This window comes from Nocardia tengchongensis (assembly GCF_054781395.1).
Map to the genome: position 1 here is coordinate 1,959,917 of NZ_BAAGUM010000006.1, position 24,733 is coordinate 1,984,649.

General features: G+C 67.9%; 21 protein-coding genes. 13 read left to right on the plus strand and 8 right to left on the minus strand.

The features are described from left to right. Window positions 1-21: 21 nt before the first annotated feature. Complete coding sequence (locus ACYVKL_RS20150; RefSeq protein WP_357189818.1) at window positions 22-525, minus strand: GtrA family protein; 504 nt, start codon at window positions 523-525, stop codon at window positions 22-24. A 97-nt stretch (window positions 526-622) separates the two neighbouring features. On the opposite strand from ACYVKL_RS20150, the gene ACYVKL_RS20155 reads away from it, so the two are divergent. Then, window positions 623-1,594 (plus strand): glycosyltransferase, encoded by a 972-nt coding sequence (locus ACYVKL_RS20155; RefSeq protein ID WP_379165297.1) that lies wholly within the window; start codon window positions 623-625, stop codon window positions 1,592-1,594. A gap of 50 nt (window positions 1,595-1,644) precedes the next feature. Beyond that, window positions 1,645-3,192 carry a DUF2142 domain-containing protein gene (locus ACYVKL_RS20160; RefSeq protein ID WP_379165298.1) on the plus strand — a complete coding sequence of 516 codons (1,548 nt, stop codon included), beginning with the start codon at window positions 1,645-1,647 and terminating at the stop codon, window positions 3,190-3,192. A gap of 70 nt (window positions 3,193-3,262) precedes the next feature. Here ACYVKL_RS20160 and rfbB read toward each other — a convergent pair whose 3' ends face one another. Continuing rightward, on the minus strand, window positions 3,263-4,267 hold the full coding sequence (rfbB, locus tag ACYVKL_RS20165; protein WP_213558804.1) for a dTDP-glucose 4,6-dehydratase: 1,005 nt from the start codon (window positions 4,265-4,267) through the stop codon (window positions 3,263-3,265). 436 nt (window positions 4,268-4,703) lie between these two features. On the opposite strand from rfbB, the gene ACYVKL_RS20170 reads away from it, so the two are divergent. Then, entirely contained in the window at window positions 4,704-5,423 is a 720-nt protein-coding gene (locus ACYVKL_RS20170) for a DUF8020 domain-containing protein (protein WP_379165299.1), read from the plus strand. Window positions 5,424-5,574: 151 nt separating this feature from the next. Here ACYVKL_RS20170 and ACYVKL_RS20175 read toward each other — a convergent pair whose 3' ends face one another. After that, window positions 5,575-6,576 carry an alpha/beta hydrolase gene (locus tag ACYVKL_RS20175; RefSeq protein ID WP_379165300.1) on the minus strand — a complete coding sequence of 334 codons (1,002 nt, stop codon included), beginning with the start codon at window positions 6,574-6,576 and terminating at the stop codon, window positions 5,575-5,577. Between the two features lie 247 nt (window positions 6,577-6,823). Between ACYVKL_RS20175 and rfbA the strand changes: the two genes are divergently transcribed. Together rfbA and ACYVKL_RS20185 are read left to right on the plus strand one after the other, a co-directional pair. Continuing rightward, complete coding sequence (gene rfbA, locus ACYVKL_RS20180; protein WP_379165301.1) at window positions 6,824-7,699, plus strand: glucose-1-phosphate thymidylyltransferase RfbA; 876 nt, start codon at window positions 6,824-6,826, stop codon at window positions 7,697-7,699. Window positions 7,700-7,701: 2 nt separating this feature from the next. Continuing rightward, the gene (locus tag ACYVKL_RS20185; protein WP_379165302.1) at window positions 7,702-8,268 is read left to right on the plus strand and encodes a dTDP-4-dehydrorhamnose 3,5-epimerase family protein; all 567 of its coding nucleotides are present in this window, start codon (window positions 7,702-7,704) and stop codon (window positions 8,266-8,268) included. 111 nt (window positions 8,269-8,379) lie between these two features. Here the strand turns inward: ACYVKL_RS20185 and ACYVKL_RS20190 are convergent, their stop codons facing one another. Beyond that, on the minus strand, window positions 8,380-9,903 hold the full coding sequence (locus ACYVKL_RS20190) for an MFS transporter (protein WP_379165303.1): 1,524 nt from the start codon (window positions 9,901-9,903) through the stop codon (window positions 8,380-8,382). 30 nt (window positions 9,904-9,933) lie between these two features. Between ACYVKL_RS20190 and ACYVKL_RS20195 the strand changes: the two genes are divergently transcribed. Continuing rightward, complete coding sequence (locus ACYVKL_RS20195) at window positions 9,934-10,347, plus strand: MarR family transcriptional regulator (protein WP_213558801.1); 414 nt, start codon at window positions 9,934-9,936, stop codon at window positions 10,345-10,347. A gap of 11 nt (window positions 10,348-10,358) precedes the next feature. On the opposite strand, the gene ACYVKL_RS20200 is transcribed toward ACYVKL_RS20195, so the two are convergent. Together ACYVKL_RS20200 and ACYVKL_RS20205 are read right to left on the minus strand one after the other, a co-directional pair. Continuing rightward, window positions 10,359-11,231 (minus strand): helix-turn-helix domain-containing protein, encoded by an 873-nt coding sequence (locus tag ACYVKL_RS20200; RefSeq protein WP_213558800.1) that lies wholly within the window; start codon window positions 11,229-11,231, stop codon window positions 10,359-10,361. 108 nt (window positions 11,232-11,339) lie between these two features. After that, entirely contained in the window at window positions 11,340-11,912 is a 573-nt protein-coding gene (locus ACYVKL_RS20205; RefSeq protein WP_213558799.1) for a DUF4282 domain-containing protein, read from the minus strand. 349 nt (window positions 11,913-12,261) lie between these two features. Between ACYVKL_RS20205 and ACYVKL_RS20210 the strand changes: the two genes are divergently transcribed. From ACYVKL_RS20210 to ACYVKL_RS20220, 3 genes are all read left to right on the plus strand, one after another. Beyond that, window positions 12,262-12,729, plus strand: coding sequence for a hypothetical protein (locus tag ACYVKL_RS20210; protein ID WP_379165304.1), 468 nt, complete (start codon window positions 12,262-12,264; stop codon window positions 12,727-12,729). Between the two features lie 190 nt (window positions 12,730-12,919). Beyond that, window positions 12,920-15,187, plus strand: a complete 2,268-nt coding sequence (locus tag ACYVKL_RS20215) for a molybdopterin-dependent oxidoreductase (protein ID WP_379165305.1) — start codon at window positions 12,920-12,922, stop codon at window positions 15,185-15,187. A gap of 412 nt (window positions 15,188-15,599) precedes the next feature. After that, window positions 15,600-16,217 carry a pyridoxamine 5'-phosphate oxidase family protein gene (locus tag ACYVKL_RS20220; protein WP_379165306.1) on the plus strand — a complete coding sequence of 206 codons (618 nt, stop codon included), beginning with the start codon at window positions 15,600-15,602 and terminating at the stop codon, window positions 16,215-16,217. Window positions 16,218-16,228: 11 nt separating this feature from the next. Here ACYVKL_RS20220 and ACYVKL_RS20225 read toward each other — a convergent pair whose 3' ends face one another. Beyond that, window positions 16,229-16,684: a GtrA family protein gene (locus ACYVKL_RS20225; protein ID WP_357442801.1), complete on the minus strand. Its 456-nt coding sequence runs from the start codon at window positions 16,682-16,684 to the stop codon at window positions 16,229-16,231. A gap of 164 nt (window positions 16,685-16,848) precedes the next feature. Here ACYVKL_RS20225 and ACYVKL_RS20230 point away from each other — a divergent pair, with 164 nt between their 5' ends. The 4 genes from ACYVKL_RS20230 to ACYVKL_RS20245 all read left to right on the plus strand — a co-directional run bounded on the left by ACYVKL_RS20230 (window position 16,849) and on the right by ACYVKL_RS20245 (window position 23,152). After that, window positions 16,849-18,258 (plus strand): decaprenylphosphoryl-beta-D-ribose oxidase, encoded by a 1,410-nt coding sequence (locus tag ACYVKL_RS20230; protein WP_379165796.1) that lies wholly within the window; start codon window positions 16,849-16,851, stop codon window positions 18,256-18,258. Continuing rightward, the gene (locus ACYVKL_RS20235; RefSeq protein WP_379165307.1) at window positions 18,255-19,016 is read left to right on the plus strand and encodes a decaprenylphospho-beta-D-erythro-pentofuranosid-2-ulose 2-reductase; all 762 of its coding nucleotides are present in this window, start codon (window positions 18,255-18,257) and stop codon (window positions 19,014-19,016) included. Before ACYVKL_RS20230 ends, ACYVKL_RS20235 begins: the two co-directional genes overlap by 4 nt. 162 nt (window positions 19,017-19,178) lie before the next feature. After that, window positions 19,179-21,113: an arabinofuranosyltransferase gene (locus ACYVKL_RS20240; RefSeq protein ID WP_379165308.1), complete on the plus strand. Its 1,935-nt coding sequence runs from the start codon at window positions 19,179-19,181 to the stop codon at window positions 21,111-21,113. 221 nt (window positions 21,114-21,334) lie between these two features. Beyond that, a complete protein-coding gene (locus ACYVKL_RS20245) occupies window positions 21,335-23,152 on the plus strand; it encodes a glycosyltransferase family protein (protein ID WP_379165797.1) in 1,818 nt (605 codons plus the stop codon). 14 nt (window positions 23,153-23,166) lie between these two features. Here ACYVKL_RS20245 and ACYVKL_RS20250 read toward each other — a convergent pair whose 3' ends face one another. Further along, entirely contained in the window at window positions 23,167-24,708 is a 1,542-nt protein-coding gene (locus tag ACYVKL_RS20250) for a serine/threonine-protein kinase (RefSeq protein ID WP_379165309.1), read from the minus strand. Between the last annotated feature and the right edge of the window lie 25 nt (window positions 24,709-24,733).

The window sequence follows — 24,733 nt, forward strand, 5'->3', positions numbered from 1 at the left end:
GGCGGCCCGACAATATCAGTGTCAGGCGTTATTCGTTCCCGAGGCCGGATTGGTGAAGACGAATTTGCCGTAGGCCCAGAAACGGAAGCCCATGGCGACAGCCTGGCCGATCAGCGTGCCGGAAACGTTGTCCGCCAACGGACTGTCCAGCCCCAGCACATAGCGGGAGAAGCCCAGGCAGCCCAATTGCAGTCCGATGGCCATCACATTCAGCGCGGCATAGGTCAGGATGTGCCGGGCCCCGGTATCGCCGTCGTGATCGGAGTAGGTCCACCACTTGTTGCCGAAATAGGTGACCACCGTGGCCACGCCGATCGCGATCATCTTGGCGACCAGCGGGGCATGGAACAGCGGCCCCTCCCCGCCGAGGAAGACCAGCAGGTTGTAGGTGCCCGCGTCGACCACGAAACCGATCGCACCGACCACCAGGAATGCCCCGCCGCGCTGCACCAGCGCCCGGACCTTGCCGGTCAAGGAGACATTCGCGGCGGAAGCGCTCACCGCCGTGGACTCGTTCGCAGACACCGGCCGACGGTACCCCAACCCCGCAGCACCGCTATATCTGTGACGGTCGGGTACCCTCCCGGTGTTCATATTCGCCTCCGATCAGAGGATTGACCGGGTGGACTCCACCGAGCTTCGTATTGCCGCCATCGTGCCGTGTCACAACGAAGAGGCCGCCGTCGCGAAGGTCGTCACCGACCTGCAGGCCGCCGTCCCCGGCATCGTCGTCTACGTCTACGACAACCTGAGCACCGATGCCACCGCCGAGAAGGCGCGCGCGGCCGGTGCGATCGTGCGCACCGAGAACCGCAAGGGCAAGGGCAATGTGGTGCGCCGCGCCTTCGCCGACATCGAGGCCGATGTCTACCTGATGGTCGACGGTGACGACACCTACGACGCCGCCGCCGCGCCCGAGATGATCCGCGCCCTGCTGGAGGGCCCGTACGACCACGTCCTGGGTGTGCGCCGCGAGGTCGAGGCCGGGTCGGCGTACCGGGCCGGGCACGAGACCGGCAACAAGGTGCTCAACGGCGTGGTGGGCAAGGTCTTCGGCGAGAACGTCGAGGACATGCTCAGCGGCTACCGGGTCTTCTCGCGCCGCTTCGTGAAGTCGTTCCCGGCGGTGTCGCGCGAGTTCGAGATCGAAACCGAGCTCACCGTGCATTCGCAGCACCTGGGCGTCCCGCAGACCGCGGTGCCGGTCGGCTTCCGGGATCGGCCCGCGGGCAGCGAATCCAAGCTGCGCACCTACAGCGACGGCTTCAAGATCCTGCGCCTGATCGTCGGCCTGGCCCGGCACGAGCGGCCGGTCGCCTTCTACGGCCTGTTCGGCACCCTGGCCTGGCTGGTCTCGGTGGTGCTCATCACGCCGATAGTGATCGAGTTCTACGAGATCCATCAGGTCCCGCGGTTCCCGACCCTGTTCCTCGGCTTCACCCTGCTGCTGCTGGGCAGCCTGGCCTGGACCGCCGGCCTGATCCTGGACGGCATCCGCCGCTCCCGGCACGAGGCGGCCCGCCTGATGTACCTGCGGTACGCCGCGGTCGGCGAGCAGAAACCCGATGCTCGGCCGGGCGGTTCGCTGCGATGACGGTGCGGCTTGCCGGGCAGAACCCCGACGGCACAGCAGAATCGGACATTGTGGTTATCGAAGCGAACGAGAGCACGACCATCCCCACACCGGAGCCGAAGCCGGCCGCGCCGGCCACCGGGCTGCGGCGCGCGGTGATCGGCGTCGAACGTCGATTCGGTTCGGCCGCCGTGGTTTTCGTGCTGCTCGCCGGTATCTTCGGCGCGGTGTGGTCGGTGCTGACCCCGCCGTTCTGGGGCCACGACGAGATCACCCAGTTCGGCCGGGCCTACCAGGTCGCGCACGGCGGCTTCCTGCCCGAGAAGATCCACGACGACCGCGGGCCCGCGTGGGGCGGCGACGTGCCGATCAGCATCGACGCGCTGATGAGCTACGCCTTCCAGGACTACCAGGACAATCCGGATGAGCCGGAGCCCATGGTGCTGGACCCGCACATCTACGACCAGCTCGGCGCGGCGTCGGTCTCCGACGAGACCAAGCAGGTGTGGTTCACCAATACCGCGGCCTACTCCCCCGTTCCGTACCTCCCGCCCGCGGCCGGTATCCGCGTCGCCGAGGCCCTCGACCTGAGCGTCGGCGGCATGGTGCTGGCCACCCGCTGGGCCGGACTGCTCGCCTACCTGTTGATCGTCGGTTTCGCGCTGCGCGTGCTGCGCGGGCACCGGGTGCAGTGGCTGGCCTTCACCGTCGCGGTGCTGCCGATCGCGCTGTTCCAGGCCGGGACCGTCACCGCGGACACCGTCACCAACGCGCTGGCCCTGCTGGTGTCGGCGCTGGTGGTGAAGGGCCTGTTCCTCGGTGAGCGCCTGACCAAGCCGGAGACGGTGGCCGCGCTGGCCGCCACCGTGCTGCTGCCGGTGTGCAAGCCGACCTACGTGCTGATCGCCATGCTGCCCGTGCTGATCCCGGCGCGCCGCTTCGGTTTCGGTGACGGCGAGCGGGTCGCGGTGTGGCAGCGGGTGCTGCCGTGGGCCGCGGCCGGGGTCGGCGCGGTGGCGTTCGCGGTGTGGATGAAGATCGCCGCCCCCACCGGCGACGGCATGAGCCTGATGCGGCCCGAGAAGCAGTGGGGCACGGTGCGGCCGGGCGACCAGCTGCACGGCATCCTGAGCGACCCGTTCCATTTCCTGCGGGTGTTCGGCGACAGCATCGCCCGCCGCGACCAGCTCTGGTTCACCCAGTTCTTCGGTCAGCTGGGCTTCTCCTACGTGGAGGTGCCCGCCCTGACCATCCTGGCCGGGCTGCTGGCCTTCGGCATGAGTCTCGGTGTGGCCGAACGCTTCTCGCCGAGCGGCGCGAACCGTTCGCGGACCTGGCTGGTGCTGCTGACCATCGCGGCCAGCGTGGCCATGATCTACGTGACGCTGTACATGTCCTTCACCCCGGTCGGCTACTTCATGATCGACGGCGTGCAGGGTCGCTACTTCGTGCCGCTGGCGGTACTGGGGCTGGCGGTAGTGCTGCGCTGGGCGCCTTTGCGGCTCACCGACGCCGCGGGCCGGGTGCCGGCGCGCGCGGCGGCATTCACCGTGGTCGCGGCCACTTCGGTGGCGCTGATCGCGGCGGTGGTGAAGTACTCGACCCTGGTCTGGGGCTGACCCGGGACAGCTCTACATCGACGCCGGGGCGGATTGCCCCGGCGTTGCTGTTTCGGCGGACAGCGCCGGTCTAGAGCACCTTTTCGCCGGCGTCGGCGTACGCGGATTCGGTCACGGCCTTCTGCGGCCGCCACCAGGATTCGTTGTCGCGATACCAGTCGATGGTGGCTGCCAGGCCCTTGCGGAAGTCGCGGTACTCCGGCTCCCAGCCGAGTTCGGTGCGCAGCAGCGAGGCATCGATGGCATAGCGCAGATCGTGGCCCGGCCGATCGGTGACATGATCGAAATCGTCTGCGGGACGGCCGAATCCCTCCAGGATCAGCTCCACCACGGACTTGTTGTCGCGTTCGCCGTCCGCGCCGATCAGATAGGTCTGCCCGATTCGCCCGCGCTCCAGGATTTCCCAGACCGCGCTGTTGTGATCGTCGACGTGGATCCAGTCCCGCACCTGATGTCCGGCGCCATAGAGCCGGGGGCGGACACCGTCGATCAGATTGGTGATCTGGCGCGGGATGAACTTCTCCACATGCTGGTAGGGCCCATAGTTGTTGGAGCAGTTGGAGATTGTCGCGCGCACCCCGAAGGAACGCACCCAGGCGCGCACCAGCATGTCGCTCGAGGCCTTGGTCGCCGAATAGGGACTCGACGGGTTGTAGGGCGTGTTCTGATCGAATGCCGCCGGGTCGTCGAGTTCCAGGTCGCCGTACACCTCGTCGGTGGAGATGTGGTGGTAGCGCACCTGGTGCCGGCGCACGGCCTGGAGCAGCGAATAGGTGCCGACGATATTGGTCTGGACAAAGGGCCACGGGTCGGCCAGCGAATTGTCGTTGTGTGATTCGGCGGCGAAATGCACCACCGCGTCCACCCCGCCGACCAGCCGATCCACCAGCGCCGTATCGGCGATATCGCCGTGCACGAACTCGATTCGGTCCGCGACCGGGTCGAGTGAGGCGCGGTTGCCCGCGTAGGTGAGTTTGTCCAGCACGGTGACCTGAACACCCGCACGCCGCGTCACCACCTGGTGGACGAAGTTCGCGCCGATGAAGCCGGCCCCGCCGGTTACGAGCAATCGCACACGGAAACACTACGTCGGGCGGGGCGAACGCCCGCGATGGGTCTGGGAAGTTGCCATCCCCTACACCTATCGGGCCGTCCGTGTGCGCGGAATCGGACATCCCGCTGAAACAAATGAACGAAATAGAAAGGCGGCCGTTCGGTCTAAATTTCGCAATTCGGTGGCCCGACCGTGACATTCAGGTGCGGAAGGTCACGAATTCTGCATCGCCACGTGTGACCTTCATCACAACACGGCGCGTCGGCGTCCAACGGACGGATCGTATATCTGCGCCAAACCCTTTCCTACGCAGGGGTTTTCCACTACCTTGCAGACCGCACGATCGTGATGGTGAACAAAAATTGAACGAACGGTCACGACGGGTTCACCGCTCGTTAGCTGTTCTCCATTTCGATTCGTGTTGTCCCCCCGAGCTCTTGCGATGAGGTTTCAAGAAATGCTGATGAGGAAATTCGCCGTCACCGCGGCACTGGTGTCCGCCGCCGTGGCCGTCACCGCCGGTACCGTGAACGCCGCGCCGGCCGAGGCCGACAATGGCACGGTCAACTACACCGCGACCACGTCCGAGACCAACAGCATCATCCGTACGGATGCGGGCTCCCTGGTCGTCGAGAACGGCGTCTTCGAGATCAAGGCCGCCAATGGCACCGTCGTCGCCGGTATGCCGCTGTCCTTCAAGGTCAACGACTTCACCTTCCCGATCGCCGCGGAGATCGCAGACCACACCGCGACTCTGACCCCGCAGTTCGACATGGCCCACGCGGCCTACACGCCGGATAACCTCAAGGACGTCGCGCTGCCGTACGAGGACCAGGCTCCCTGGAAGTCGGACTACGACCGTGAGCAGGCCGCCTGGAACCGCATGAAGGACACCATCGCCTTGGGCGCGACTGTTGCCACGCTGGTCGGTGGCCTTGGTGGCGCGGCTGTCGGTTGCGCCATCGGTGCCGTTGTGTTCGCCGCCGCGACCGCCCCGCTGGCCACCATGTTCGGTGTCGGCCCGGTGGCCGGCTGCCTCATCGGTGCGAGCACTGTTGGTTTCCTGGGCACCATTGCGGGACAGCTCTTCGTGACCGCGCCGGTCGCGATCGCCGCCGCGATCCAGTACTTCACCACCATCAACGGCCCGCACATCGCTCCGGCTCCGGCCAAGTAATACTCCGGCTCCGGCCGAGTAAGAGCGCGCTGTCAGTCGAAACCCCCGCCCGGGTCATCCGGGCGGGGGTTTCGCGTTGTCCGAGGGTCAGCCAAGTGGTGGGGCAGATGTGGGGCCCGGGTTCATTCGCCCCGAGCCCCACATCATCGAATCACGCTGTGCGCGCGATGCGTCCGGACTCGATGCGTTCGCGGACGAACCGCGCCACATGCGCCAGGGCGGCCCGGCTTTCGGGCATGTTCGGGAAGATGGCCGGGAAGGCGTGCACCTGGCCGCGCCAGATCTCGAGGGTGGCGGGCACGCCCGACTGGGCCAGGCGCTGGGCCATGACCTCGCTGTCGCGGCGCAGCACCTCGTCCTCGGCGATGATCAGCAGGGCCGGCGGCAGACCCGCGAGCACATTGTTGACCGGCGACATCCGCGGATCCAGGCGGCCGTCGACCTCCGCGCCGATCTTCACCACGGATTCCAAGGCGGACAAGGGGATCAGCGCGTCGCGGCGGTAGTTGGGGTGGGCGCGCTTCTCGGTGCAGTCCAGGTCGAGCGCGGGGCTCAGCCCGACCAGTCCGGCCGGGACGGGGAGTCCGGCGTCCCGGGCGCGCAGGGCGGTCGCGAAGGTCATGTAGCCGCCGGCGGAGTCGCCCGCGAAGACCACGCGTTCGGCCGGGACGCCGTGTGCCAGCAGCCACTTGTAGGCGGTCAGGCAGTCGTCCACGGATCCGTTGATGTCGGTCTTCGGCAGCTGCCGGTATTCCACGCTGACCACCGGCATTCCGGTGCGCCGGGCCATCGCCGCGACCACCGGGCGGTGGGTGTCGAGCCCGCAGAGGAAGAAGCCGCCGCCGTGCATGTACAGCACCGCGCCGTCGCGCAGTGACTTGCTCGCGCCGGCGGGCCGGACGATCTCGATGCGGAAGCCTTTGAGCCGCACTTCTTCCCGCTCCACGCCGCGCGGGGTGGGGCGCAGTTTGGCCAGGCTGTTGATCACGGTGTTGACCACCGGCATCGAGCCCACGGTGACCGTCGCGCGGTCGCCGGCGGGCCGGATCACGGTTCGGGAGAAAGCTGTCAGGGTGCGCGCGGCGGCGCTGACACGGTCCGGGTTCTCGACATCGTCGCGGGCCGCAGCGGTCCCGTCAGGGGTCATTGCCATCGCGCACCTACCTCGTTGTTGGCGCGCCGAGCCGTTCGTCCGGGATGACCGATTCAAAGGCTCGGCACCCGGCGCGCGAGAGTCGGCGCTGACATCTCACATAGCGTTGTTTCAGAACACCATGGGAACGTGACCTACGCAACAGTTATCGCCGGATCCGTGTCGGGGTAAACGGCCGTGATCGATCTGAAGTCGAGTCGGAACCTGACCGCCACGGTTCGCGGCAGAACTGGCAGACTGTCGTGACATGCGCGGAATCATCCTGGCCGGGGGCACCGGATCGCGGTTGCACCCGATCACGCGCGGGGTGAGCAAACAGCTGGTCCCGGTGTACGACAAACCGATGGTGTACTACCCGCTGTCCACCCTGATGCTGGCGGGGATCCGGGACATCCTGGTGATCACCACCCCCGAGGACGCGGACGCGTTCACCCGGCTGCTCGGCGACGGCAGCCGCTTCGGTGTGAACATCTCCTACGTGGTGCAGCCCGAACCCGACGGACTGGCGCGCGCCTTCGTGCTCGGCGCCGACCACGTCGGCACCGAGTCCGCCGCACTGGTGCTGGGCGACAACATCTTCCACGGCCCGGGCCTGGGCACCCAGCTGCAGACCTTCCACGATCTGGACGGCGGTGCGGTCTTCGCCTACCGGGTCTCCGACCCCTCCGCCTACGGCGTGGTCGAATTCGAGCAGGGCCGGGCCATTTCCATCGAGGAGAAGCCCGCCCGGCCGCGCTCCAACTACGCCATCCCCGGGCTGTACTTCTACGACAACGACGTGCTCGCCATCGCCCGCGACCTGAAGCCCTCGGACCGCGGCGAATACGAGATCACCGACATCAACCGCACCTACCTGGAGCAGGGCCGGCTGCACGTGCAGGTGCTGGCCCGCGGCACCGCCTGGCTCGACACGGGCACCTTCGACTCACTGCTGGACGCCGCCAATTACGTGCGCACCATCGAGGAGCGGCAGGGCCTCAAGATCGGCGTGCCGGAAGAGGTGGCCTGGCGGCTCGGCTTCATCGACGACGATCAACTCATCCGCCTGGCCGAACCCCTGGTGCGCTCGGGCTATGGAAAGTACCTGATGGGCCTGCTGGACCACGGGCGAACCTGGGAGTAGGCATGCGCATTCGGGAACTGTCGGTGCCGGGCGCGTGGGAGTTCACGCCCCGGCCGCACGGAGACGCCCGCGGCGTCTTCTACGAGTCGTTCAAGGCCTCGGAGTTCGAGAAGGCGGTGGGGCGGCCGTTCGACCTGCTGCAGGTCAACATCTCCACCTCGGCCGCGGGCGTGCTGCGCGGCATCCACTACACCGAGACCCCGCCCGGGCAGGCCAAATACGTGACCTGCGTGCGCGGCGCGTTCCTGGACGTGGTGGTGGACCTGCGCCGGGACTCCCCCACCTTCGGGACCTGGGACGCGGTCGTCATCGACGATGTGGAGCGCAAGTCGGTGTTCCTCGCCGAGGGGCTGGGGCACGCGCTGCTGTCGCTGGAGGACAACTCCACCGTCAACTATCTGTGCTCGCTGGAGTACTCCCCCGAATTCGACCGGGACCTGGACGCTTTCGATCCGGACCTGGCCATCGACTGGCCGACCGTGGGCCGCAACGGCGAGCCACTCACCTTCACCCGCTCCGACAAGGACGCGGCCGCCCCCCGCCTGGCGGACCTGAGACTGCCGCACTGACATTCGGCGACCGAACGCAAAAGCCGAGGCGCACCGTGAGTCACGGTGCGCCTCGGCTGTTTTCGGTGACCGGCCGGCCCGTGTGAGCGGCGGGCCCGGCCGGTGGGTGGCTCAGCCGACCAGTTCGACCTCCGGGTTCCGGGCCTCCGCGCGGCGGGTCCGCAGTTTCGGCAGGAAGACCGTGAGGGCGACCAGCGCGCCGACGATCGAGACGCCGGCGGCGAATTCCAGGCCGGGACGGTAGGTGTCGAGCATCGCCTGCGGGGTCGGGTGGTCCGGCACGTTCGAGGTGACGATGGCGGTGGTCACCGCGAGCACGATGGCCGCGCCGACCTGCATGGCGGTCTGCAGCACACCCGCCGCCAGGCCCTGTTCGTCATCGTCGATGCCGCTGGTGGCCTGAATGTTGATGGCGGGGAAGCCGACCCAGCCGATGCCGACCAGCAGCACCGCGGGCAGCAGCACGGTCAGGTACGACGGCGCGGTGTCGATGCGCAGGTACAGCAGGTAGCCGACGGCCATGACCACCATGGTGATCGCGATGATCGGGCCGGTGCCGAAGCGGTCGACGAGCTTGTCGGAGACGAAGGCCGAGGCCACCACGAGCAGGCCGACCGGCAGCAGCGCCATGGACAGCTTCAGCGGCGACCAGCCCAGCGTGTCCTGCAGGTACAGCGTGGTGATGAACTGCCAGCTGAAGTACGAACCGGCGACCGCGATGATGGCCAGGCTGGCCCGGACCAGGGTGCCCTTGCGCAGGATCCCCAGCCGCACCAGCGGGTAGCGCACCTTGTTCTCGACGTAGACGAAGGCCGCGGCGAGCACCGTGACGGCCACGAACGAGCCGATGGTGCGGGCCGAGGCCCAGCCGGCCTGCGGCGCGGAGACGACGGTGTAGACCAGCAGCAGCATGGTGGCGGTGGACAGCAGCGCGCCGAGCAGGTCGTGGCCGCCCTCTTCGGCGGGCTTGTCCTTGGGGACCAGGAACCAGGCGGCGGCCAGGGCGGCCAGCGCGACGGGGACGGGCAGCAGGAAGGTCCAGCGCCAGCCGAGGCCGGTCATCAGGCCGCCGAACAGCAGGCCCATGGAGTAGCCGCCCGCGCCGAACACGGTGTAGATGGACAGCGCCTTGTTACGGGCCGGTCCCTCTTGGAAATTCGTGGTGATGATGGACAGTCCGGTGGGCGCGGTGAACGCGGCGGCCAGGCCCTTCACGAAGCGGGTGAGGATCAGCAGCGCCGGCGAGCTGACCAGCGCGCCCGCCAGCGAGGCCAGGGCGAACACGGCCAGGGCGATCAGGAAGACCTTGCGGCGGCCGAGCAGGTCGGCGGTGCGGCCGCCCAGCAGCAGCAGGCCGCCGTAGCCGAGCACGTAGCCGCTGACCAGCCACTGCAGGGTGGAGGTCTGGATGTCGAGTTCGGTGCCGATCGAGGGCAGCGCGACGCCGATCATCGACACGTCGAGGCCGTCGAGGAACAGCACGATGCACAGGGTGATGAGCATGCCCCAGAGGCGGGCGGTCCACTGCGTGGTGTCGGCCGCGGTGCTCACTGCGGGGCGGATCTCGGTGGAAGTCACGAGAGAGGACGGTACATGCACGCGCATCAAATGCACAAGCATTAAATGCCTTTGCATGTTTTGCGGGGACAGACTAGGATGGCCCCCATGCCGAAGCCGACAACGCCTGTCGACCGGCCTGTGACAACGTCTTTCGAGACGTCAGGGCTGGTGGGCGAGTGGCGCGATCTGCTGGCCCGGCACGCGACGACCTCGTGCGCTCTGGAAAAGGAACTGCAAGGCCGCCACCACATCGGGCTCAGCGAATTCGAAACCCTGGACCGCCTCGTCGAATCCGGCAGCGACAGCTGCAAGATGAGCGATCTCGCCAACGACATCTACCTGAGCCAGAGCGCGCTCTCCCGCACGGTGGCGCGGCTGGAACGCGACGGGCTGGTGGATCGGACGCTGTGCACCGAGGATCGGCGGGCGATCTTCGTCTGCGTCACGGAGAAAGGGCGCGAACTGCACAAGCAGGCCGCGCCCACGCACCGCGAGGTGCTGGCCCGGAATCTGGGTTAGAGAACCGCGCCCTAGAGTGCGGCCCGCACCGACTCGATGATCGGAAGCGCGTCCACCGCAATGGAAGTCACCCCGGCGAAGGCCTCGCGATAGCGCGCCACCTCGGGCTCCTTGTCGAGATACGAGGACCCGGTGAGCGATTCCACGTACACCACCGGAGGTTCGGTGGGTTCGCCTGCGGCGGTGGGGAATTCGAGCAACACGAAGCGGCCCGCGTCCATGCCGTTGTGGTAGCCGCACTCGGCGCGCAGCAACCGCAGCCGGACATTGGGCAGCTCGCCGAGTTTGTGCAGCCGGTCGAGCTGGCCGGCGGTCACCTCGTCGCCGCCGACGCGGTGCCACAGCACGGCCTCGGAGATCACCACGTCCAGTTGCAGCGGCGAATCGGCGCGGGTGAGCAGTGCTTGGCGCGCGGTGCGCACCCGGACCCGGCGGTCCAGCTGTTCGGGCGAGATGCCCGGGTAGGCTCCCGCCAGCACCGCCCGGTAGTACTGCTCGGTCTGCAAAAGCCCCGGGACCAGCTCGTTCTCGTAGCTGACCAGCTTCCCGGCGGCCTCTTCGAGCCCGATGTAGACCTCGTAGCCCTCGTCGATCACGTCACTGAACTCGGTCCACCAGCCGCGGGCCTTGGTTTCGCGGGCCAGCGTGGTGAGCGGCTCGATGGCGTCCTCGGGCGCGCCGTAGATCCGGCACATGGCCTCGACGTCCAGGCTGCGTAAAGATGTCTGACCGGTTTCGATGCGCCAGATCTTGGCCTCGGACCATTCCAGTCGCTGCGCGGCCACCCGCGTGGTCATTCGCGCGCGATTTCGCAGGTCGCGCAGCTGTCGGCCGAGCTGCCGACGCGGCACGGTCGATCCGGTAATCCCCTGCGGTAGAGCCATTCGTCCCCCTATAACGGTGTTGCGATCGCATTGTTGCACAGGAAAACTCAGCGATCCATGGACGCGGGGCACGCTCCGGAGGGCCCCGCCGGCGGGGCGCTACTCGGGCTACTTGCGGGAAGAACGCCGGCGGAAGCGCCAGAATTGCACTGCCTGAACATCTTTGGACAGCTGATTGACCGGTTCCGCCACGTCCGAGAGCGCCTGGAAGAGATCGTCGGCCATATCGGAAATATGCGCGACGCGAGCCGCCAGCCGGGATGCGTTGAGCACGAATTCGAGCAGCAGTCGCACCACCGCGGCGATCACCAGGGCCAAGGGCACCGCGAACACCACCGCGAACACGATCCCCAGCCAGGCCGAAACTCGCCAGAGCCCTACGGTTCCGACGATCGGGATGGCGACCGCGCCGGCCAGGCCCAGCAGATACGCCAGCGGCAGCAGGGTCGCCGTGGCGGCGCGGTGAAACTGCAGGTCCAGCAGGGCGCGGGCGGCATCTACGCTCCAGGCGCCGAAAGCGCTTGGGCTGGTGAAAGGTTCGACGGGTTCCTCGACCTCGCCGTCCTCGGCCAGGCGCCGGGACATGCGGCGCGTGGCGGCCTCCTTGAAGGCGGCCCAGCGGCCTTCCTCGATGAGTTCGTCGAACTCCTCGAGCTCCAATTCCCCCGACTGATCGGCCATGCCGACGATCTCCTCTCCCGCAGACCTGTTCGGCCGATTCAGTGTCGCCGGTAACGCCGGGGGCCCGCAGGACGAGAGAGTGTGTTGTAGAACACGTCACGCCGGTGGGCTGACGATGGGCTCCGAACCGGACGACAGCGCCCTTGACGCGTCGCCGCAGGCAGAGCCGGTCGGCTTCCGGCGTGTCGCAGAAGAGCCGTTGTCCCCGCTGAGCCCGAGCGGACTGGACACAGGATGTTCTGCGACAAAAAAGGACCCGAGGCGAAAAAGGGTGTGTAACACCCTCAACCCCCCGCTCCGATACGCCACCCAGAGCAGGAACTAGATCTACCGGGGAATGGAGAAACCAGTGCGTACGACGTTTTCGTCAGCCGTTGCGGAATCTGCGCAGGACTACATCCAGCGCGGCTGGACGGTCGCCGAAACCGCCAATGGCGTCTGCCTGGTCACCGACGAGAACATCGCGGGCATCGAGGTCACCGGCGACACCGCCGCCTTCGTGCGCCGCTACCTGCGGGCCAACGACCTGACCGGCCCGGTCATCGAGATCCCGGGCGCCGAGCGCCGCGAGATCCACCTCGTCACCGGCCTGCGCAAGGCCGCGCGTGCCGTCGAGGCGCTGCGCGAGTCCGGCGTGGTCGTCTACTCCGACGGCGCGGGCATCCCGCTGCCGCCGAGCAAGCTGTCCGCCGGTGCGGCCTGCTGGGGCGTCGCCCCGCACGAGTCCCGCTGGATCCCGCCGGTGGTCGCCATCGCCGCGGGCGTCCGCGCCGCCGCCAAAGGAGCCCGGCCGCAGGCCGCTCGCATCGCCTCCTGACACCGGCTCGAATTCCGACGCGAAACCCGCGAGTGCTCCCCGGCGCTCGCGGGTTTCGCCGTATCCGGGCCCGAACGTTGCAAATTGAGAGATGACGGACATCAGCCCAGCTCCGGCGATCTCCTGCGCCCCCGCGTAATTCCTTCTCCAAGGTTGTTTCACACCGTCCGGCTCCGGGCGATCATTGGGTATGACCCACGTCACGGACAGCCACCGGACCGCCCTGCGCACGTGCCCGCTCTGCGAAGCGGTCTGCGGCCTCGAACTCACCCTCGACAGCGCCGACCGCATCGTCTCGGTGCGCGGTGATCACGCCGATCCCTTCAGCAAGGGCTTCATCTGCCCCAAGGGCGCGACCCTCGGACACCTGGACGCCGATCCGGACCGGCTGACCGGGCCCATGATTCGCGACCGGGCCACCGATACCTGGCGCGCGGCGAGCTGGGACGAGGCGTTCGGGGTGATCCGGGAGCGGCTGCCGCAGGTGTCGGGCGCCTTCGGGAACCAGTCCGTGGGGCTGTACCTGGGTAATCCCAACGCGCACACGGTGGCCGGGGCGCTGTACGTGCCGCTGCTGATCCGGGCGCTGGGCACCCGGAGCCTGTTCTCCGCCAGCACCGCCGACCAGATGCCCAAGCAGGTGTCGAGCGGGCTGATGTTCGGCGATCCGCTCACCGTGGCCGTGCCGGACCTGGATCGCACCGACTACCTGCTGATGCTGGGCGCGAACCCGCTGGAATCCAACGGGTCCCTGTGTACCGCACCGGATTTCCCGGGCCGGTTGAAGGCGCTGCGGCAGCGCGGCGGGCGTTTCGTGGTGGTGGACCCGCGCCGCACCCGCACCGCCAAGCTGGCCGACGAGCACCTCTTCGTGCGGCCGGGCAGCGATGCCTACCTGCTGTTCGGGATCGTGCACACGCTGTTCGCCGAGGAGTTGACCGACATCCGGGTGGAAGTGAACGGGCTCGACGAGATCCGCGCCGCCGCGGCCGGCTTCCCGCCGGAGCTGGTCGCCGAGCGCACCGGGGTGGCGGCCGAGACGGTGGTGCGCCTCGCGCGCGAACTGGCCGCCGCCCGCACGGCCGCCGTCTATGCCCGGATCGGCACCTGCACGGCCGAATTCGGCACGGTGACGCAGTGGCTGGTGGATGTCGTCAATGTGCTGACCGGCAATCTCGACACCCCCGGCGGGGCCATGTTCGCGACGGGCGCGGCGCTGGGCATCGTGCGCTCGCGGCCCTTCCGGACCGGACGCTGGGGCAGCCGGGTGCGCGGCCTGCCCGAGGTGATGGGTGAGCTGCCGGTCGCGACGCTGGCCGACGAGATCCTGACGCCCGGCGAGGGCCGGATCCGGGCCATGGTGACCGTGGCCGGCAATCCGGTGCTGTCGGCGCCCGGCAGCGCGCGCCTGGATGCCGCTTTCGGGGCCCTCGAGTTCATGGTGAGCGTCGATCGCTACCTCAACGAGACCACCCGGCACGCGGACGTGATTCTGCCGCCTCCGCGGGTCGTGCAGTCGCCGCACTACGACTTCGCGCTGCTCAACTTCGCGGTGCGCGATTACGCCCGCTACTCGCCGCCCGCGGCGCCGCTGGGCGAGCACGAGCTGTCCGAAGCGGAGGTGCTGGCCCGGCTGGCGCTGGCGGTGTGCGGTCAGGAGCCGCAACCCGGTCTGGATCCGCTCACCGTGGTCGACGAGATCGTCATCGCCGGGACCCTGCACAAGGCCGGGATGGCGGATCGGCGCGCGGAGCTGCGCGGCGCGAACACCACCGAGCAGCGGCTGGACCTGATGCTGCGGCTGGGCCCGTTCGGCGAGTGGGCGGCCGAGGCGAACGCCCCTGCGGTGCAGCCGGGTTCGAGCGATCCCGCCGGGGCCGGTGGTGACGCGGCCGCCGAGGACTGGGCGGGCCGGTTGAATCTGCAAGTGCTGCTGGACAATCCGCACGGCATCGATCTGGGCCCGCTGCGGCCACGACTGCCGCGAGTACTGCGGACCACGTCCCGGAAGGTGGAGCTCGCGCCGGCGGAGCTGCTCGCGGATGTCGCGCGGCTGCGGGCGCGTTCGGGTGACCGGCAGCCCGAGATGGTGCTGGTGGGCCGGCGGCAGCTGCGGTCCAACAACAGCTGGCTGCACAATGTGCGGCCGCTGGTGGGCGGCTCGAATCGCTGCACGCTGCACATCAATCCCGAGGATGTGGCGCGGCTGGGGTTGAACGGGCAGGCCGTGGTGAAGTCGGCGGCGGGCGCGGTGACGGTGGAACTGGAGCTGACCGAGGACATCATGCCGGGGGTGGTGAGCCTGCCGCACGGCTGGGGACACGAGGACAGCGCGCAGGCGGTGGCGCGGGCGCATGCCGGAGTGAACGCCAATGTGCTGACCGATGATTCGCTGGTGGATGTCCCGTCGGGGAACGCGGTGTTCAACGGGGTGCCGGTGATCCTGACCCGAGTCTGAGTTCGGCCACGTCTCCTAAAGGACCTTTCGGTATTTATGTTTCGAGTACCGAAGATCGGCGCCACCTAGGGGGATGAAAGCCGTCAGGCCCGGCGCGAAACTCTGCAAAATGGACAAAACAGGTATGCGAAATCCCCGCGCCCCCTGGGGATCTCGCATACCCACACCCCGAATCGGACGTCAGCATCCCCATAGCTAAGGGACGAAGGTCCCTTGTGAGCACTTTCATTCGGGAGGATCCTCGCAACGGGAAGGTTTGTCCGGTATCAGCCGAAACGGGCCCACCAGGGCAGATATGCCGGTTCACGCATTCGCCAGACGAAAATAGTTAAACCGTATAGGATTTCGGACGGCCGTAGTTCGTGGCCGAGCCTCTTCCATCCGGTATTTCAGCTACCAAAGGGGTCGCACGATGCCCGGTATCAGAAACGGCAGCGACGGCGAGCGGGAACTGCAGGAGCGATACGGTACCGAGGATCGGGCACAGCGCTTCTACTCCGATCAAGTGCGGGATCGGCTCAATACCCACATGATCGACTTCATCGGCCGGATGGATATGGCCTTCATCGCGACCGCCGACAAGCACGGCGAATGCGACGCCAGTTTCCGCGCCGGCAATCCCGGCTTCCTGCATGTGATCGACGACCGCACCGTCGCCTACCCGGAATACCGCGGTAACGGCGTGATGGCCAGCCTCGGCAATGTGCTCGAGAATCCGCACGTCGGCATTCTCATGATCGATTTCGTGCAGGACCTGATCGGCCTGCACATCAACGGCACCGCCCGCATCGTGGACGACGCGCTCATGCGCCGCTGCGTCCCCGATCTGCCCGTCGAAACCCGTGGCCGCGTCCCGGAGCGCTGGGTGGTGGTCGATGTGGTGGAGGCCTACATCCACTGTCGCAAGCACATCCCGCACCTGGTCCCCGCGCAGCGCGAGGCCCGGCAGTGGGGCACCGACAATATGCGCGCCAAGGGCGGCGACTACTTCCGGGCCAAGGAAGAGACCAGCGCCCTCGTCGAGTCCTGATCCGCGATCAGCTAGTTGATCTTGAAGATCACCGCGCGCTGCACGATGAAGTTGATCACGGTGGCGGTGCCCTGCGCGACACAGAAGGCCAGGGCCATCCGCCACCACGCATCGGGCAGCGCGTAGTAGCAGAGCTGGTTGATCCCGACCTGCAGGGCGAAGGTCAACGCGTACAGCGCGATCACCGCCAGGAACCGCTTGCGGTTGGGTTCGGCCTGGAAGGTCCAGCGGCGGTTGATCAGGTACGCGGTGGTGGTGCCCGCGATGAAGCTGATCGACTTGGCCACCGGCAGCGGCAGGCCGACGACCTTGAAAAGCAGGGTGTACAGCCCGAAGTCCACGACCGCGGAGAAGATGCCCGTCGCCAGGAAACGGATGATCTGCGTCTTGAGATCAACGTCCGTACCGCCCGGTTCATCGACCAGGGGCAGCTCGGGCGGGAGGGGCAGATGGGGTTCCGCGGTCACAACGCAGAAGAGTAATGCCCGCGACATCGGACACAAGCCTCGGAACGGTTATGCCTGTAGCCTCTATGCCGATGTCCACGAAAGCTCAGACCACTACCGAGGCCGCCGCCGAGCCCAGCTCGAACGGTGAGAGCCCCGTAGTCGGCAAAGAAAAAGAGGGCACCGTGTCACAGCAGGGTTCTTTTGACCTGCCGACGCAGACTCGGCGCTTGACCGGTTGGGGTCGCACCGCGGCCACCACGTCGGAAGTGCTCTCCACCAGTGACCCCGAGCTGATCGCCAAGGCGGTCGCCATGGTCGCGGAGGACAACGACGCCAAGCCCGCGCACCTGCGTCGCGGCGTCATCGCCCGCGGCCTCGGCCGCTCCTACGGCGATCACGCGCAGAACGCCGGCGGCCTGGTCGTCGACATGACCGCGCTCAACCGCATCCACCGCATCGACCGGGACTCCCGGCTGGTGGACGTGGACGCGGGCGTCAGCCTCGACCAGCTGATGAAGGCGGCGCTGCCGTTCGGCCTGTGGGTTCCGGTGCTGCCGGGCACCCGGCAGGTCACCGTCGGCGGTGCCATCGGCTCGGACATCCACGGCAAGAACCACCACAGCGCGGGCAGCTTCGGCAATCACGTGCGGTCCATCGATCTGCTCACCGCCGACGGCAAGGTGCAGACCATCGGGCCGAAGAAGAACGCCAAGCTGTTCTGGGCCACCGTCGGCGGCAACGGCCTGACCGGCATCGTGCTGCGCGCCACCATCGAGATGACGCCGACCGAGACGGCCTACTTCATCTCCGACGGCATCAAGACCACCAGCCTGGAAGAGACCATCCGGGTGCACTCGGACGGGTCCGAGGAGAACTACACCTACTCCTCCACCTGGTTCGACGCGATCAGCGCGCCGCCGAAACTGGGTCGCGCCAATGTGTCTCGCGGCCGGCTGGCGAAGCTCGACGAGCTGCCGAAGAAGCTGCGCAAGAATCCGCTGAAGTTCGATGCGCCGAATCTGCTGACGGTGCCGGATATCTTCCCGAGCTTCGCGGCCAACAAGTTCACGCTGGGCATGGTCGGCGAGGCGTATTACGCGCTCGGCGGCAATTACAGCGGCAAGATCATGAACTTGACGCAGTTCTACCATCTGCTCGACGTGGTCTCGGAGTGGAATCGGGCCTATGGTTCGGCCGGGTTCATCCAGTACCAATTCGTGCTGCCGCCCGAGGCGCTGGACGAATTCACCAAGATCATCGCGGATATCCAGCGGTCGGGTCACCACTCGGCGCTCAATGTGCTGAAGTTCTTCGGTCCGGGCAACCCGGCGCCGCTGAGCTTCCCCATGGAGGGCTGGAACATCTGCGTCGACTTCCCGGTCCGCCCGGGTCTCAACGACTTCGTGCGCGAACTGGACCGGCGCGTCCTGGAATTCGGCGGTCGCCTCTACACTGCCAAGGATTCGCGGACCGACGCGGAAACCTTCCACAAGATGTACCCCCGGATCGACGAGTGGATCAAGATCCGCCGAAGCGTCGACCCCACAGGCGTTTTCATGTCCGATATGGCGAGAAGGCTGGAGCTTCAGTGATCAATGCGGTAGGGAACCCGCAATCCATTCTGCTGCTGGGCGGCACCTCGGAGATCGGCTTGGCGATCTGCGCCGAGTACCTGAAGAAGGGTCCCGCGCGCATCATCCTGGCCGCCCTGCCGGGCGATCCGCTGCGTGAGGACGCCGTGTCGCAGATGAAGGCGGCCGGAGCTTCCGAGGTCCAGGTCATCGACTTCGACGCGCTCGACACCGGCAGCCACCCGGCCGTGATCGACGCCGCATGGGCCGAGAACGACGTCGACGTGGCCATCGTCGCGTTCGGCATCGACGGCGACGGCGAGATCTTCTGGCAGGACCAGCGCAAGGCCGTCATGATGGCCGAGATCAACTACACCGCCGCGGTTTCCGTCGGTGTGCTGCTCGGCGAGAAGATGAAGGCGCAGGGCTTCGGCCGCATCCTGGCCATGTCCTCGGTCGCCGGTGAGCGGGTGCGCCGCTTCAACTTCGTCTACGGCTCCACCAAGGCCGGCCTGGACGGCTTCTACCTGGGTCTGGGCGAGGCGATCGCCCCGTTCGGCCCGCGCGTCACGGTCATCCGTCCCGGCATGGTGCGCACCAAGCTCTCCGCGCACGCCAAGGAGAACGGCCTCACCGTGAACAAGGAGGATGTGGCCCTGCTCGCGGTCGCCGCCTCCGAGAAGGGCAAGGAAATCGTCTGGGCCCCGGGCACTTTCCGGTTCGTCATGATGATCCTGCGCCACGTTCCGCGCCCGATCTTCCGCAAGCTGCCCATCTAGGCGACTGCGCGAGAAGACGCCGCACCCGCTTGCCGGGTGCGGCGTTTTCTCGTTTCCGGCGTTCGGCGTTTCCGGCGGGTCGGCCCCGGCGGCGCGTCCCCGAACCCGGCACTGGTTAGGCTGACCGGCGGTCCTGGACACGAATGCGAAGGCTGGGTGCGGATGAGCGAGCGAGCGAGCGGACGGATGGGCCTGCTGGTGCGGCAGGCCGGCGGGGCTGCCGGTGAGGCCGTGCTCGCCGCCGTGGTGGCGGCCGTGGTGGCCGCCGTCGGACTCGCGGCGTTCTCGGTCGTGCACTGGCCGGCCTTCAACTCGTCCAACGTCACCCGGGCGCTCACCACCGTGGGACAGGTGGCCGCATTGGCCATGCTGGTGGCGGCCGTGGTGCTGCTGCGGCTGCGCAAGTGGGGGTGGGCGACGAAACTGCTATCCTGGGGTGGGCTTTCGGCGTTCGTGACGGTCACGCTGGGGATGCCGCTGGCCGCGACGAAGCTGTACCTGTTCGGGATGTCCGTGGACCAGGAGTTCCGGACGCAGTATCTGACGCGGTTGACCGACAGCGCGGCGCTGCACGATATGAACTACGCCGAGTTGCCGCCGTTCTACCCGGCGGGCTGGTTCTGGCTCGGCGGCCGGTTCGCGAGTCTGACCGGGATGGCCGGGTGGGAGGCGTTCAAACCGTTCGCGATCCTGGGCCTGGCGGTGGCGGCGGTCGTCGCTCTGGTGCTGTGGTCCAAGCTGATTCGGGCCGATTGGGCGGTGGCGGTCGCGGCCGCGACCACGGCGGTGACGCTGGCTTACGGCGCGCCCGAGGCGTACAGCGCGGTGCTCACCCTGCTGCTGGGACCGGCCCTGGTACTGGCCTGGGGCGCCCTGCATCGGCCCGCCGCGGCCGACGGCGACGATTCGGACCCGACCGCGGGCGGCTGGGGTGCGGTGCTGGGCACCGGACTGTTCCTCGGGCTCGGAGCCACTTTCTACAGCCTCTACTTCGGTGTCGCGGTCTTCGCGGTGTGCCTGATGGCCGTGATCGCCGCGGTTCTCGCGGTTCGAGCGCAGCACACCTGGCGCGCGGTGTGGCCGATCCTGGTGCGGCTCATCGGAATGGGTGTCCTCGCGGGTGTGCTGGCACTGGCCGTGTGGACGCCGTTCCTGCTGAAGTTCCTGTCCGGCAAGGCATCTCTCGGCTCCGGCTCGGCCTTCCACTATCTGCCGGAGACCGGTTCGCGGCTGCCGCTGCCGATGACCGACTTCGATCTGCTGGGCGTGTTCTGCCTGGTCGGAACCATCTGGCTGGTGCTGCGGGCGGGCAGTTCACGGCGCGCGCAGGCGCTCGGTATCGGAGTCGTCGCCATCTACCTGTGGTGCCTGCTGTCCATGGCCGCGACGGCGGCCGGGACCACGCTGCTGTCGTTCCGGCTCGAATCGCCGTTGCTCGCGCTGCTGGCCGCGGCGGGTGTCTTCGGCTTCGCCGAGGGCGCGCGGGCCGTCTACCAGGCCTTGAACGAACCGAGCCGATTCCGGATCGCGGCGGCCGCGGTGGCGCTGGCCGGGGCGATCGGGTTCAGCCAGGGCATTCCGACGGTGCTGGCCACCGAGATCACCACCGCGTACACCGACACCGACGGCAATGGGGATCGCGCGGACAAGCGCGCTCCGTCGGCGGTCTCGTACTACCGCGAGATCGACGCGAAGCTGCTGGAGCAGACCGGGCGGCCGCGCGACGGCAGTGTGGTGCTGACCGCGGACACCAGCTTCCTGGCGATCTACCCGTACTACGGATTCCAGGCTCTCACTTCGCATTACGCGAACCCGCTGGCCGACTTCGCGGCGCGGACCGCCGAGATCCAGCGCTGGAGCACGCTGAAGACGCCGCAGGAGTTGACCGACGCGCTCGAGCACTGCCGTTGGCGCGCACCGGATGCCTTCCTGTTCCGGCGTTCCGGCGACGACTACACGCTGCGGCTGTCGCAGGACGTCTACCCGAACGATCCGAATGTGAAGCGCATCACGGTGACCTTCCCCAAGGCGCTCTTCGACGCGGGGCACTACCGGATCACCGATATCGGACCGTTCACCCTGATGGTGCGTGTCTGAACCAAAGGACGAGACAAGGATCACTTATCCCCAAAAATGGGGCGGATTCTGGGGATAACTCCCCCCATCTGTGGATAACTTTGCCACTTGCCAGTGCAATCTCAGCCGGAAGCTGTAGCGTGGGCCGCTGATTGCAAGGCACAAGGAGTTATCGCGTGACACAGGGGCGGGAAACCGAGCGGGGGAACGCTGGATTGCTTCGAAACGAAGCGGACTCGGCGGTGGCGGTTCTCGACCGCGTCGCGCCGGAAACGGCCCGTCCCAACCTGACTCGCGCACAGCGGACGGCCGAGCGGCTCCGGCTCGCACGCGCCGACCTGATCGTCGCGGGCGCCTATCTGTCGCTGGCGGTGCTGGTGCTCTCGGGGCAGTGGCTGCACGCCGATCGCGGCTACCTGATCAAGAGCGGTCAGGACCAGACCATGTGGGAGTGGTTCTTCGCGGTCACCGCCCACGATGTCGCGCATCTGCACAATCCGCTGGGATCGAGCCTGCAGAACTTCCCCGACGGCGTGAACATGATGGCCAATACCGCCATGTTCGGCGTCGGGGTGCCGCTCACCCCGGTCACCCTGCTGTTCGGGCCGACGGTCACCTTCGTGCTGGTGCTCACCCTGGGGCTGTGCGGCACCGCGTTCGCCTGGTATTGGCTGTTCTCGCGGGAACTGGTGTCGTCCAGATTCGCTGCGGCCGTGGGCGGTTTGTTCTGCGGGTTCGCGCCCGCCATGATCTCGCACGCCAACGCGCACCCGAATTTCGTGCTGCTGGCATTGTTGCCACTGATCGGTTTGAAGCTCATCCGGATGGCCCGCCGCGCGATCGACGGCACCGAGGTGAGTCGCGGCCGCCGCAACAAGGACGCGGTCGTACTGGGCCTGCTGGTGGCGTTGCAGATCGCGCTCGGCGAGGAGCCGCTGCTCATCTTCGCGCTCGCCTTCGGTGTCTTCGCGCTGGTCTACCACCTGCACGCGCCGAAGACCGGGCTGCGGATCGTGCGCACCCTGGCCCCGCCGGTGCTGCTGGCGGCGCTGATCACGGTGGCGCTCACCGATATTCCGCTGTGGTGGCAGTTCTTCGGCCCGCAGTCCTACCGTTCCATCGACCACGGGCCGATGAAGAACGATCTGAAGGCGCTGTTCCAGTTCCCGTCCGAGTCGCTGGGCGGACTGTTCGCGCACGGCCAGAACGTGGCCATCAACGCCACCGAGGAGAACTCGTACTTCGGCTGGCCGCTGTGGATCGTGGTGGCGGTGGCGATCGTGCTGATGTGGCGGGAGCGCGCGGTGCGCGCCGCCGCGGCCGTGATGGCGGTGTTCACGGTGCTGTCGCTGGGCGCGTCGGCGACCATCGGCCTCGGCGACACCGGGATCGTACTGCCGTGGAAGTGGCTCGACCAGGTGCCGCTGCTGAATTCGGTACTGGAGTCGAGGTTCACCATGGCCGCCATCCCGGCCATCGCGGTGGTGCTGGTGCTGGCCACCCAGCGCGCCCTGGACTATTGGAGCGTCTCCGCGACGGATTGGCGGCCGCTGGCCCTGTTCGCCGCGATGACCTTCGCGCTGTTGCCGCTGACCCCGACCATCCTGCCCGTGGTGCAGCGCGCGCCCACGCCGGCGTTCTTCACCGATGGCACCGTGCGCCAGTATGTTTCGGACGGCTCGGTGGTGATCGCCCCGCCGCCCACCGCGCCCGATGCCCGCGCGCTGCGCTGGCAGGTCGATTCCGGATTCGAATTTCCGCTGGCCGGAGGCTATTTCGTCGGTCCGACCGGGTCCTCGAAGAAGGGCCGCTACGGCCCGGACGACCGTCCCACCGCGAGCCTGCTGATGAAAGCCCAGCAGTCCAACAAGATTCCGGTGATCGACGAGGCGAACCGCATCCAGGCCCTGGTCGACCTGCGCTACTGGCGGGCCGACGTGGTGGTGCTGCCGCCGACCGACAATGCCGACACCCTCCGCCTGACCCTCGACCAACTGCTCGGCTTCCCCGCCAAAGACGTTGACGGCGTGTGGCTCTGGGACGTGCGCGGCCTGCACTGAGCCCCGGAGCCGCGCTAGCGGATCGGCTGCGCGGTCGCCCTGGTGTACGTGGCTCCGGCGTAATTGCTGCCGGAGCGGAACAGGGTGCCGTTGCGGAACTCGATGTCGGTGCGCGGCGCGGAGACCGGGCAGAGGCGATCGCTGCCGGTCGTGTCGAGCCGGGACTCGGCGACCGAGATGCGGGTCGCCAGATTGCTCGATTCGAGGACGGCGGTATACGTGCAGGTGGCCGGGCCGCCGCCGGGCAGCGCGATCTTCTCGGTCAAGCTGAAGACCTGGTCGCCGATATTGCCGCCGGTGATCGTCAAGGCGTAGTCGCCGGCGCCCGAGGGTCCGGTCTGCGCGGCCCAGTGGCCCAGGAACGCCGCGGGCACCTGCCCGTCCGAGGCCGGACGGCCCGCCGCGGAGGTGGGTGCGACCGTGGAAACCGTGGAGAACGCCTGGGTCTTGGCCGCGTTCGCGACCTCCGGGGCCGACGCGAAGTACCGGAACAGGCCGTAGCCGAGCCCGCCGGCGGCGACCACGAACAGCAGGCCGAGCGCGGTGACCAGGGCGCCGCGGCGCGGACCGGGACGTGCGGGGACCGGGTGGGGCGGGTTCGGAGGTGTCGGGTGTGCGCTGGGCGCGAGCGGGCGAATCGGGTTGCCCGGCAGCGGCGGCGTCACGAAAAACGTGGTGGCGGTGCGGGATTCCGCCGCGTCCCGCGCCGCGTTCAGGAAGTCGGTACAGGTGGGGTACCGCAGCGCCGGGTCCTTGGCCAGCGCGCGGCACAGCACGTCGTCCAGGGCCCGCGGCAGATCCGGCCGGACCTGGCTCAGCCGCAACGGGGCGAGGGCGGTGTGGGCGTGCACCCAGCCGAGCGGGTTGTCGGCGTCGAAGGGCCGGCGGTCGGTCAGCAGCACGAAAAGTGTGCAGGCCAGCGAGTATTGGTCGGATTGCGGTCCGAGCGGCGCGCCCGACACCTGCTCCGGCGAGGCGAAGGCGAAGGTGGCGGCGATGACCCCGGTGGCGGTCAGCTTGGTGGATTCGTCGCGCAGCCGGGCGATGCCGAAGTCGGTCAGCAGGGCGCGTTCGCTGCGGCCGTTGTCGGCGGGCGCGAGCAGCAGGTTCGAGGGTTTGACGTCGCGGTGCAGGACGCCGGTGCCGTGCGCGTAGTCCAGCGCGCCCGCGATCTCGGACGCGATGCGCAGTGCGCGAACCGGTTCCGTGGCGTGCAGCAGGCCCGCGTCGGGGCCGTCGACGTACTGCATGGAAATCCACAGCAGGTCGTCCGCGACGCCCCGGTCGTAGACGGAGACGATGTGCGGGTGGTCGAATCGGGCGGTGATGTCGGCTTCGCGCTGGAACCGCCGCCAGGTCTCGGCCTCGGTCATCACCGCGTCGTGGTGCATGATCTTGAGCGCGACCATGCGGGGCAACCTGGGATGTCGTGCCACGTAGACCGATCCGGACCCCCCGGTCCCGATCCGCCGTTGGATCACATGCCCGGCCACGATCTCACCGGGACGGAGTTCCGCCATCTCCCCACTCACTTCCCCATTGCCGACGCCGCGCATCGGACAGCATCTCGATCTTCGCCGA